We start from the raw sequence: 10932 nt of genomic DNA on the forward strand, positions 1-10932 counted from the left end.
GATAAATTTATGATTTGACATCTGATTTAATCTGCGGTTTTTCAAATACCATATAATGTTGACTTGGTAATACTTCTTCAGTTCCTCGCCACACTAAACCCACTGTTTGCATTTCTTGAGTAACTTGCTTTTGAGTCATTTTGTGTAATCTTTGAATAGGAATAAAGGGATTTTCGCCCCGATATTCTACTAACACTACTCTACCACCAGGTTTTAAAGCTTTAATAATTCCTTTCATCATTTCTTGGGGATATTCAAACTCATGATAAGCATCTACCATTAATGCTAAATCTATGCTTTCTTCTGGGAGATTAGGATTATTAGGAATTGCTAATACTGGTTCAACATTAGTAATATTTAGGTCTTGTTTAATATACCCAATTATTTCTAACATTTGTGTTTGAATATCCACCGCTAATACCTTACCCTGGGGTACTAAGGAAGCAATCCGAAAAGTAAAATAACCTGTACCAGCACCAATATCTGCTACGACATTATTAGGTTTTAAATTGAGGAGACCAATAACTTCATTGGGTTTTTCCTGTGTTTCACGTTTAGGTCTTTCTAACCAACCCGCCCCTGTATACCCCATAAATCTAGCAATTTCTCTTCCCATATAATATTTACCAATACCATCAGGACTGGGATGTTCTTGCTGTTGATAGGGGGAAGTGGGAGAAGTATCTGCTGTGGAGAGATTGGGGTTCAGGATGAATATTCCCAAACTTACTACGATGATGAAAATTAGATTATAAAAGGTTTTAAAGAGCGATCGCACCATTTTCCCTCAACTAACTCTGTAACAAGTGGTGTCATTATAAACTTAGCAGGAAAACCTCCCTTCACATCCATTCGCACACAAGAATAAGGTTTTCTTTTCTCAAAACCGCTACCACTACGCCCTACATACAACAGCGAATCTGCAACTTTGCGAATGGAAACACCAATATTACTACTAAAGGTTTCTAGCAGTTCTCCCCCCTGCGGTCTTTGGCGACGTGGACGATGGCCACTACCACCAGAAATAATATAATTAATATGAGCATCTGCGTGTCCTGTATCCACTGTCCGCAGGTGTTCTAAGCAATGAGCGTGTCCGCTAAATACTACATCTACTAGGGGGCGATTCTGAGTAATATTACCCAAAGTTTTCGCAACTTCATCTAAAACTCCCCGCAAACGATGACGCACAGCTAAAGTTTGTCCTTGATTCCATTTACTTCCTTCTGTAACATAAGGTGGATGATGGCAAAAGATTATCCGTCCTCGCACTGCTGGATTCTGCCAAGATGCAATTAATCTATCTCTTAACCATGCTAACTGTTCAAAATCAACGTTAGTATCAGTATGAGATTCTAATTGCTTTTCAATATCAATTTTAACTTCATTAATTTGGTCTAATTTAGCCACAAGTTCAGCTAATAGTTCCGCTTCATCAGGGTTGTCTGGATTTAGCTTGTCAAACTCCGCCAGCATCTGTAATTCTTCTGCGTCAATTTCCTGACGACGTTTTGTCAATTCCTGACGAAAATTGTCCCCAGCTTGATTATTAGGTAAAGGTGCAGGTGTATTGAAAGTATTAGAATCTAGGGCAAAAAAGTCAATACCACCGTAACGAAAATTATAATAGCGATTAGGTAAACGAGTAAAATTTCCTGGTTGATAGCGCAAACACCGATCTGTATCAGTTCTGGCGGTATAATATTGATTTAAATGATTTTCTAAGTCGGCTGGAGAAATTTCCGCTAAATAATCCAAAAAAGCTCTAGCATAAGCATCACCTTGATTAGATCCATGCCAACCAATTTCAATATCTTTGTAACGTAACATCCGCCGCAAAGGCAAAGTTGAACCAGTTAGCAACCGATAGAGTAAAGGTACATCATAGTAATCATGATTACCCAACACTGGCAAAATCGGCAACTTAAACACCATTTGATTATAAGCAATATCTTCTGGGCGATCGCCACCAACTAGAAATTCCCGATAAGGTTCAATAAAATTGCTTGGGTAATATTCACGTGAACCCACCATATAAATCACATCACCCGTGTGTAGCACGAAACGAGAATCATCACCATGATTTAACATCATTTTGGCAACTTCGCGTTGGGGATGATGTCCAGGATAGGATTTAGTCCCAGTATCACCCATAACCATAAACGAAAATTCTGGAATTTCTTGCCTACCATCATCTATCACCATGCAGGTCTGATCAATTCCCTGCTGTAAAATACTCGAATGCTTCCATCGCACCCGTTGTTTCATCTTTTCAATTTTGACCAGAATCGTCGGTTCAGAAATGAATTTCATGGCAAAAATAAGCTAACGTCTAAGCTGATTCTAACTATAGAATCCTCATAGTTTGAACTTAAACTCAAGTTACTGGTAAATTAGCGAACACCTGTTTCACCAATTCCTGAGTTTTATTTTCTAAGTGTTGCCAATCTACATCCCCATATTCATCAATTAAGCTAGTATCAATATCAACTGCTACACTTTCTGGACTATAATTCAAAAAACATACTTGATAACACAAATCCCATAAATCTACACTGACTTGTTGCTGTTGACTTTGTAAAAGTAAGTGATATCCTGGATGGGGTATTGGCAAACTAGCAAGAGTTTTTCTAATTTCCTCTGCTTGTGTCGGTGTTGCTGTTTCAATTTCCTGCACCAACTGAGTGACTAAAGCTTTTGTTTCATCAGTCGTGTTAGCAGGCCAAGTCAACACATCTTGGTAAGTACCTTTCCAATTAGATATATCAAGGTGCTTGCGAATATTATCAATTACGCGAATAAAAGCAGGTTGCATCAAGATTTCAGCTTGTTGCCATGAGGTAGAATTAGTGATCTTAGGTGGCATTGCTAGTAAATAGGGATACTGAAAGCACAATTAACAATTAGTTTTGATGAAAGAACTATACTTTTACTTTAAATCTTTTCTCAAGATACCTGATTTCAGAAAGGGAAATTTGGAGATATTTACTACTATCGGCAAAATTAGGCTGTAAAGCTGGAGAGGGAAATTTATGATAGGAAAATTACTAGATCATCGCTACCAAGTCATTCGCATCTTGGCGACGGGGGGATTTGGTCAAACCTATATTGCCCAAGATACCAGACGGCCAGGCAATCCCATTTGCGTAGTTAAGCACCTCAAACCAGCTAATTCTGACTCTAACATCTTTGCCACTGCCAAAAGACTATTCCACAGTGAAGCAGAGACTTTAGAAAAATTGAGTAACCATGACCAAATACCCAGACTTTTAGCTTATTTTGACGAAAATCAAGAATTCTTTTTAGTCCAAGAATTTATTGATGGACATACTCTCAATGAAGAACTCATCCCCGGACAGCCTTGGAGTCAAACTCAAGTCATGCAAATGTTGCTGGACATTTTGAGTATTTTAGAGTTTGTTCACCAAGAAGGTGTGATTCACCGCGACATCAAGCCAGATAATATCATTCGCCGTGCTGCTGATTATAAATTAGTTTTAGTAGACTTTGGTGCTGTTAAACAATTACGTTCTCCTCTAGTGACAGTCAGAGGACAACAAACAGCTACAGTAGCCATTGGTACGCCTGGCTATATGCCTACAGAACAAGGACAAGGTAAACCTAGACCCAATAGTGATATTTATGCGTTAGGAATCATTGCTATTCAGGCATTAACGGGAATTCCCGCTAGTCAATTGCAAGAAGACCCAGATACAGGGGAAATTAACTGGCAGCATTTAATTCCTATTCATCCTGGGTTGGCAGCAGTCTTAACGAAAATGGTCCGCTACCATTTCAAAGAACGTTATCAAACAGCAACGGAAGCATTACAAACTTGTCGGGAGTTGGTAAATATCAGCCCGGAATTTTCTCAAATCCCTGCATCTCCTCAAATTATTTATCAATCTCCTCAAAGTCCATCTTCAAAATTTACACAGAAAACAATGGCGGTTTCTCCCGCTAATCATGTTCGTTCTCAACCTGATCCTCAACCATCTATTCCCCAAGATTTTAATAAACCCGATCCTTTACCTTTATTAATTGGCATATTATTAGCAGGTGGTGTAGCGGCTTTATTTACAAATATATATCCCAATTTTCAGAATTTAACTGCTAATTGGACTGGGGGAAATACTAAATCAACCAATAAATGTTTGGCTATGGTTGCGGCTAATTCTAATATCCGTTCTGAACCCAGTGCTATCAATTCTGATAATATTTTAAAAACTTTGGGTGCAGCAGATGAATTTGAGGTGACGGGTAAGCGAACAAAGCGAGGCTGGGTGGAGGTGAAACTTTTATCTGGACGCTTGGCTTGGGCGCATTCTGATATTATTTCTAATAATCAAACCTGGATTGAATGCCGTCGAGATAAGGGTTTAGCTATTCAAACTGTAGATGATAGTCCTTTAATTGCATCCCGTCCAGTTCCTTCCGTGCCAATTAAACCTAGTGTAATTCCCACGCCTCAAGCATCTTTACAACCTACTGAAGATAAGGCGAAAACAGTGGCAAAAGCTAGACAAAAATTTGAGTCAGGAGATATACAAGGAGCAATTTCTCTGCTGAAATCAACTTCGGGAAATGCTGTTTCTAGTGTTAAAGAAACAGTTGATATTGTTAATCAATGGCAGAGTGATTGGGCAAAAGCAGAAGCGTTAGCTAAGGATATTAATAAAGCCATTGATAATGGTCAATGGGATGAGGTTTTAGCTTATCGAGATCATCCAGAAAAGCTACCTAATATTAAATACTGGCGCGATAAGTTAGAGCCAATGTTTAAGCAAGCTGCTGATAATGTTTCTAAACAGGCATTACCCAAGGAAAATCAACCTGTAAATCAAGATCAAACAACTCCATCAGAAACACCGAAAAATGGGGTTTAAATAGGGTTACTAGGTGAGAAGCATTCGGTGTAAGGGCGAAGCATTCAATGTAAGGGCGAAGCATTCGGAAAAGAAACTTGGGAAAAAACCGAGAATTTGTTGCCCGAATGCTTCGCCCCTACTGGGAAAAAACCGATAATTAATCACCCGAATGCTGATGCTTCCAGTCCCGTCAGGGATACGCCCCTACTTGGACAACAATTCGCAAATCGCTGCTGCAAATAGGTGGCAATAGCTTAGTGCATTTCGTCGTATTCTGCCGTTTCTACTCGTCTGGGTTCTATGCGAGAAGAGGGTAAAAACTCAGCGCGACGCACGGGGGCCAAAGGTGGTGTTGATCCATTATAGGGATGAATTACCTGGACAGTGCGAGTTGGGCGCTGTTTGGGTGCAAATAATGACAGAACTCCAGCCACCACAACACCTCCACCAATGGTTAATGTTGCACCACCCACAGCCCAAAGCATTGGTGAAGACCACCATTGATTTTGTTCAGATGGGAAGGGAACTATTTTTTGTTGATTAACTTGTTGTTGAGCTTGTTGTAACTGCCACTGTTGGGTAGTGAAATTTTGAACTTGTACTTGGAGTTGTTGATTTTGTAATCTTAGTTGTTCATTATCATTTTTAAACCTCTCCATCTGCATATTCAGCTTTTCCATTTCTAGACGCTGATCTGAGTTCGGAGCAGTTGGTGGTTGGTTGGAATATACTGGTTGCCCGTAATTAACAGGATACTGCATAGGTGGCTGCATTACCTGGGGTGCCATTAATGTCCCTGGCATTTGGGGGCTGACAGCAAAATTCGATGATACAGGGGTGTTTGTGCCTTTAAGCAGGACTAGAGCCGCCAACCCAGCTACAGCGACTCCGCCAATAAATGCCATACTTTCACTCATTGCTGTTACCCCTCAAATCCTACTGAACAGTAACTCAGTTGTAACTGACGCACTCTCACACGCATAATTTGTTGCCTACTTTGATATTATATTTCAGAGTCAATTTTTAACTCAGTGTATCAGTTAGTTTTTTGTCTATCCTAATATATGCTGTTATTATTTAAGACGATTACAGTCAGATTGTCCACTAGAGAATAACAAAAAAATACACTATTTAGGCAATTTTTATCTTTGGTTAGGTGGGATTCTTGATGGCTGTCTTGAGAGTGTGGCAAAATTGAGCGATCGCCTCTAATCCTTCTGCTGGTGTTCCTTCTGCTAATCTCTTCACCACGGCACTACCGACAATTGCGGCATCTGCGCCCCATGCTTTTACTTGACGTGCTTGTTCAGGGTCAGAAATCCCAAAGCCCACACCGATGGGTTTATCTGTAACATGACGAATTTGTTGGAGTAAATCAGAAACTCGTCCTTGCATTTGGGTTCGCATTCCTGTGACACCAGTAACACTGACCAAATAGATAAATCCTTGAGAAGCACGAGCGATCGCTTCTATCCTCTCAGGAGAACTTGTCGGAGCTACCAATAGAGTTAAATCTATTCCCACCTCAGCCGCTGGTTTTATTAGCCCTGCTGCCTCTTCCAATGGCAAATCAGGCACAACTAACCCGGCTACTCCAGCATCTTGAATTTGCTGAAGAAATTTATCAATGCCTCGATGTAAAATGGGATTGTAATAGGTAAATAAAATAATAGGCGATCGCAAACTCGGACTAATCCCTTTGAGCATTTCTAGCACTTGCTCTAACGTTGTCCCTCTTTGCAAAGCACGAGTAGCAGCAGCCTGAATCACCGGACCATCTGCCAAAGGATCAGAATAGGGTACACCCAACTCAATAATATCAGCACCAGAATTATCTAGAACCTGCAAAGCTTTAGCTGTAGTTTCTAAATCTGGATCACCAGCCGTAATAAAAGGAATCAAAGCGCATTCCTGATTCCGTCTCAAAGTTTCAAAGCAACGAGAAATAGCAGTCATTTCACCTAGTCAGTAGTCAGTGGTTAGTTGTCAGTTGTCATTTATCAACAAAAAACTGACAACTGAACCATAATAATACCTCTAAACCTGAGATTCTTTTTCTTGTTCAATCTCAGCTTGAAGTTTGGCTAATTCTTCAGGAGAAAGTTCATCAAGGCGCTTTTGCAAAAAAGCTGTTTCATAAGCTTCTCGCTGTTGATGGTAGGTCATTTTATTCCCCACGGCTCGGAAAATATAGGTGCATAACCAACCAATTAAGCCAGCTATCAAGAATACTTGACTCCAAATTCCCGCATTCTGACTGTCTAAACCCACTAGCTGCAAACCCACATAAGCCAAGCCACCGGCTACAAAAACGCCGAAGCCAATACCAATCGCGTCAATACGTCGCATGAGAATTATGACCTACCAAATCTTAATTTAAGCAATTTTTCGAGGACGGGGGTGCAAATTCACAAATGGTGAAAGAACTAGCAAACCCGGAAAGAAGAAGAACACCAAAAAGTACATAAACACTCGTTCCACAGAACCACACGTATACCATCTTAAACTCAAGTAGAAAAAGACAGCAATTGGTATTACCAGCAGATAAGCGCCAGCTAAACTCAGATACAGTAGTGCTACAACCATATACTTACCGCAAAGTAAAGAAATAAGAGCGTTCAATTTCTATCATAAGCTGAATCTGGGTTAGAGGAATTATAGATAAGAGTGAAAATTAAATTTGCGTCTTCCCAAATCTTTGCAGAGCCGTTCCTTGTCCAGGGATTCTCGGCTCTACATTTGTAGGGTGGTTAATGCCCACCTCTAAATTATTTAAAAAAAAAGATCAAAAATCTAAAATGTGTGATACGATATATATCGGCCATTAAACATGAGTCTGTGGCTATTTTTCTCTGTCAATGCCAACAACTAGCGTTAGCAAATAAAATTTTAAAATTTACTTGCACAAAAAACGCAACTAATGGTATAATAGACAAGCAGGTGAAAACCGCATAAAAAAGTAAATAACCCTTTGGGGGTGTGGCGGAATGGTAGACGCTACGGACTTAAGGAATTGAGCCTTGATCGAGAAATCTTTCAAGTGACCGCTCTCAAACTCAGGGAAACCTAAATCTAGTTATAGATACGGCAATCCTGAGCCAAGCCCAGAAAATTTATACTTCTGGGAAGGTGCAGAGACTCGACGGGAGCTACCCTAACGTTAAGACGAGGGTAAAGGGAGAGTCCAATTCTCAAAACCTAAACTTGCTTCAGCAGATAGGTAGTAGCGAAAGCTGCAAGAGAATGAAAATCCGTTGACCTTAAACGGTCGTGGGGGTTCAAGTCCCCCCACCCCCATTTAAAATTAAGTAAATAAAAAAATGTGCTAGAATACTGGTTTGGTTTTCTCAAACCTAATGATCTAGTACATTTTTATTTTTGGAGATTTTATAGATTCAACATTCAGGAACTACAAATGACCAAAGGTAAGTTTTTTCCTTTAACAATATTTGACGTGAATTAAGTAACACTTAAATTCAAATATTACATACTAATTAATTCAGTATTTTGTGATTACTAACAAACTGCTGATCTTTGGAATACCTAGACTTAGAAATAAGGAAGATAGTACAGCAGAGTGGAAATAAACCACCCATTTCCAATCCCACCCTGTATTAATTTTGTATTTTGTATTTTGAATGCAGCCTTGTGATACTAGCATGATTGATAAGAATTTATCCACAGGTCAGAAAAATAAATCCACTGTTAAATCTGAATTTGATCAAATAAAATTTCAAAATGATCAAAATGAGATTTATAGTTTTTTACTCACAACTGTTAAACAAGAAATACCGGAAAAAACCTTACTAGAATTCAAACGCTTATTTATAGAAAGTTTACGCATTCATAGAGACGAGGATGTACCAGAAACATATAAAATATTTTCCACCCAACAAGAACAGGAATTTCACAATACCATTAAACGCTGTTGCTATATTTTAGTCAATAACTGGGAACCAGCCAAACATTATAAATATATCCAAGATTTATTAGGGATTTTCACTGATTATCAAAGAGAAAATCAGGTATTTATTTCTCCTTTCATCTATCCTTATGGTATGTGGTTAGATAACTTTATTAATAGCCGAGATTACGAAGAATTAAAAATATTCACCAATAGATCCCAGGAAGACACTCCAAGTAATTGGATTAATAGATACAGTGCATATCTATTATTTGCTCAATCTTGTGATGATAAAAATCCTCCAGAACAAAGAAATGCAGCGAGAAAAGTAGCTAAACAAATAAGAGAAAAATTCAAATTTGAATTAGCTATGTATGTCGCTCACTCTCATTCTTCCGATAATTATAGCAATAATAAATATAAGAATCCCAGTATGTTGGGAGATGATGTTCTCAGATTAATCAAGATTATTGTCAGTAAAAAAGGTTCATTAAGTTATGAAAATATTGCTAACATATTTGTTCAACAGACGCAGAAACAAACATTGGGAGAATACAAAGAAAATATTCAAAAATATTTATTATTTTCTGCTGGAGATACACCAGCATTTATTAAACCTATCCAACAGCATTTGCGAGAAAATCTCTCAGAATGGAAAGCTGAAAGTGATGAAGAAATAATTGATAAAGGGTTAGTTCTGAGAATATGTAATCGCATCATTGATATTTTGACCACAGAAAATAGTAAAGAACCTGCATTATTATTTAAATTATTGATGTCTCAAGGTCATTCCCTGACATTAGTTATTCTCTTAATCAAGATTATTTTGATTTCTTCCAATTCCAGAACACATTTAGAAATTCGTATTTCCCAGTTAATTAGTTATTATGAAAAATATCCAGTTGACGAATGTCAATGGTTAATAAATTTTCTAGAGATATTTAATATTACATTTGCTATTTATGCGGGAAATATTGAATATTCCCTAATTAATATGAAAGATCACAAACAAACTTTTCATGTGCAAGCTAATTTAAATGATTATCGAGTTTTTTCTCAACTAAAATTAGATGCAGAAAATAAGTAGTGGATGTATGAACGAGGAGTGAGGAATAAATTTGACATTGCGTTTTGTAGAGTTATCTGAGCGATCTGCTGGTAGCAGCGATTCGCTATCAATTACGAAAATAAATATTTTGGGCGGGGAAAGCGATCGCATTGACTTGACGCGGACTGATACGAACTGCTGGGTTAACAGTAGAAGAGTTTATTGCCGCTGTTTAAATATTTGGAATCCTTAACCACCCAGTTTAAATTTCTAGATTTGTAGAGATTAAGATCATGGCGCGATCGCATATCTCTTGACGGTTGACTAGTTTGGCTAACTCATGAGGTTCATAGCGTCCTTCCTCAACCTCTAAGGAGGCGCGATCAACTGCTTCTGTATAAGCTTCGGAAATTGCTAGGCGTAATTCATCGGTATTGAGGTATGTTCCGCCAGCTTTACGTCGCTGGTTTTTGGTTTGGATACCGCGTATAGAGTTGCGAATTGATAGCTCCCACGATTTCGTGGTGCGATTTTCTGCTTTTTGCTTGATTAGATGCATGATCAGAATTACTGCATAACTACGAATGTTGTTGATTTTATCGTCTCTACTCATTTCTTCTAATTCATCAACAATTGCCAAAGCTCCAGTCATATCACCTTTAAGTAGTAATTCCCTTAATGTCAAAAGTTCTTCCATATCTTTAGTGATGTGAGAATGAGATATATAGTAGTTATAGCATTAGTTACTATATCTATTAAGATAAGAGGCGATCGCTACGCTGACCTTCGGATAGTATAATCGTAAACATGAGAAGATGATTATTTAGGCGATCGCAATTGACTTTTCATGAGAATCTGCGATAATTTTTTGTTATAATTGTACAAATTTAGTTGAATAATCCAGATTTTAACAGCTAAGATACAAGTATTACTTAACTATCACCTAGTATGAAATTCGATGTCACGATTGATCGAGACAAGGATAGTGTCTGGATTATTGAATGTCCTAGTATTCCTGGTTGCATTAGTCAGGGAGAGACAAAAGAAGAGGCTTTAGAGAATATTCAAGATGCAATTTCTGCTTGCTTACAAGTGAGGGCAGAAATGGGGTT

General features: G+C 38.3%; 12 protein-coding genes. 4 read left to right on the plus strand and 8 right to left on the minus strand.

Features of this window, described 5'->3' with window-relative positions:
• Nucleotides 1–7: 7 nt before the first annotated feature.
• The 3 genes from FJR38_RS20795 to FJR38_RS20805 all read right to left on the minus strand — a co-directional run bounded on the left by FJR38_RS20795 (nt 8) and on the right by FJR38_RS20805 (nt 2866).
• The gene (locus tag FJR38_RS20795; RefSeq protein WP_168539155.1) at nt 8–781 is read right to left on the minus strand and encodes a class I SAM-dependent methyltransferase; all 774 of its coding nucleotides are present in this window, start codon (nt 779–781) and stop codon (nt 8–10) included.
• On the minus strand, nt 745–2313 hold the full coding sequence (locus FJR38_RS20800; protein WP_168539157.1) for a metallophosphoesterase: 1569 nt from the start codon (nt 2311–2313) through the stop codon (nt 745–747). The genes FJR38_RS20795 and FJR38_RS20800 overlap by 37 nt, the downstream gene beginning before the upstream one ends.
• 64 nt (nt 2314–2377) lie before the next feature.
• The gene (locus tag FJR38_RS20805) at nt 2378–2866 is read right to left on the minus strand and encodes a hypothetical protein (RefSeq protein ID WP_168491898.1); all 489 of its coding nucleotides are present in this window, start codon (nt 2864–2866) and stop codon (nt 2378–2380) included.
• A gap of 166 nt (nt 2867–3032) precedes the next feature.
• On the opposite strand from FJR38_RS20805, the gene FJR38_RS20810 reads away from it, so the two are divergent.
• Nucleotides 3033–4886, plus strand: a complete 1854-nt coding sequence (locus FJR38_RS20810; protein ID WP_168539159.1) for a serine/threonine protein kinase — start codon at nt 3033–3035, stop codon at nt 4884–4886.
• Between the two features lie 236 nt (nt 4887–5122).
• On the opposite strand, the gene FJR38_RS20815 is transcribed toward FJR38_RS20810, so the two are convergent.
• The 4 genes from FJR38_RS20815 to ndhL form a co-directional block, all read right to left on the minus strand.
• Nucleotides 5123–5785 (minus strand): heterocyst differentiation related protein, encoded by a 663-nt coding sequence (locus FJR38_RS20815; protein ID WP_174764074.1) that lies wholly within the window; start codon nt 5783–5785, stop codon nt 5123–5125.
• A 235-nt stretch (nt 5786–6020) separates the two neighbouring features.
• The gene (trpA, locus tag FJR38_RS20820) at nt 6021–6824 is read right to left on the minus strand and encodes a tryptophan synthase subunit alpha (RefSeq protein WP_168491892.1); all 804 of its coding nucleotides are present in this window, start codon (nt 6822–6824) and stop codon (nt 6021–6023) included.
• 81 nt (nt 6825–6905) lie between these two features.
• Nucleotides 6906–7217 carry a DUF3007 family protein gene (locus FJR38_RS20825; RefSeq protein WP_168491891.1) on the minus strand — a complete coding sequence of 104 codons (312 nt, stop codon included), beginning with the start codon at nt 7215–7217 and terminating at the stop codon, nt 6906–6908.
• A 27-nt stretch (nt 7218–7244) separates the two neighbouring features.
• Complete coding sequence (ndhL, locus tag FJR38_RS20830) at nt 7245–7454, minus strand: NAD(P)H-quinone oxidoreductase subunit L (RefSeq protein ID WP_168491889.1); 210 nt, start codon at nt 7452–7454, stop codon at nt 7245–7247.
• A gap of 1073 nt (nt 7455–8527) precedes the next feature.
• Between ndhL and FJR38_RS20835 the strand changes: the two genes are divergently transcribed.
• Complete coding sequence (locus tag FJR38_RS20835) at nt 8528–9859, plus strand: hypothetical protein (RefSeq protein WP_168539161.1); 1332 nt, start codon at nt 8528–8530, stop codon at nt 9857–9859.
• 31 nt (nt 9860–9890) lie between these two features.
• Nucleotides 9891–10073, plus strand: coding sequence for a hypothetical protein (locus FJR38_RS20840; protein WP_168539163.1), 183 nt, complete (start codon nt 9891–9893; stop codon nt 10071–10073).
• Between the two features lie 9 nt (nt 10074–10082).
• On the opposite strand, the gene FJR38_RS20845 is transcribed toward FJR38_RS20840, so the two are convergent.
• Nucleotides 10083–10517 (minus strand): DUF29 family protein, encoded by a 435-nt coding sequence (locus tag FJR38_RS20845; protein WP_168491885.1) that lies wholly within the window; start codon nt 10515–10517, stop codon nt 10083–10085.
• Between the two features lie 251 nt (nt 10518–10768).
• Between FJR38_RS20845 and FJR38_RS20850 the strand changes: the two genes are divergently transcribed.
• Nucleotides 10769–10932: type II toxin-antitoxin system HicB family antitoxin (locus tag FJR38_RS20850; RefSeq protein WP_168539165.1), on the plus strand; the 164-nt coding region annotated here is incomplete at its 3' end.

This window comes from Anabaena sp. UHCC 0253 (assembly GCF_009712085.1).
GTDB lineage: Bacteria > Cyanobacteriota > Cyanobacteriia > Cyanobacteriales > Nostocaceae > Dolichospermum.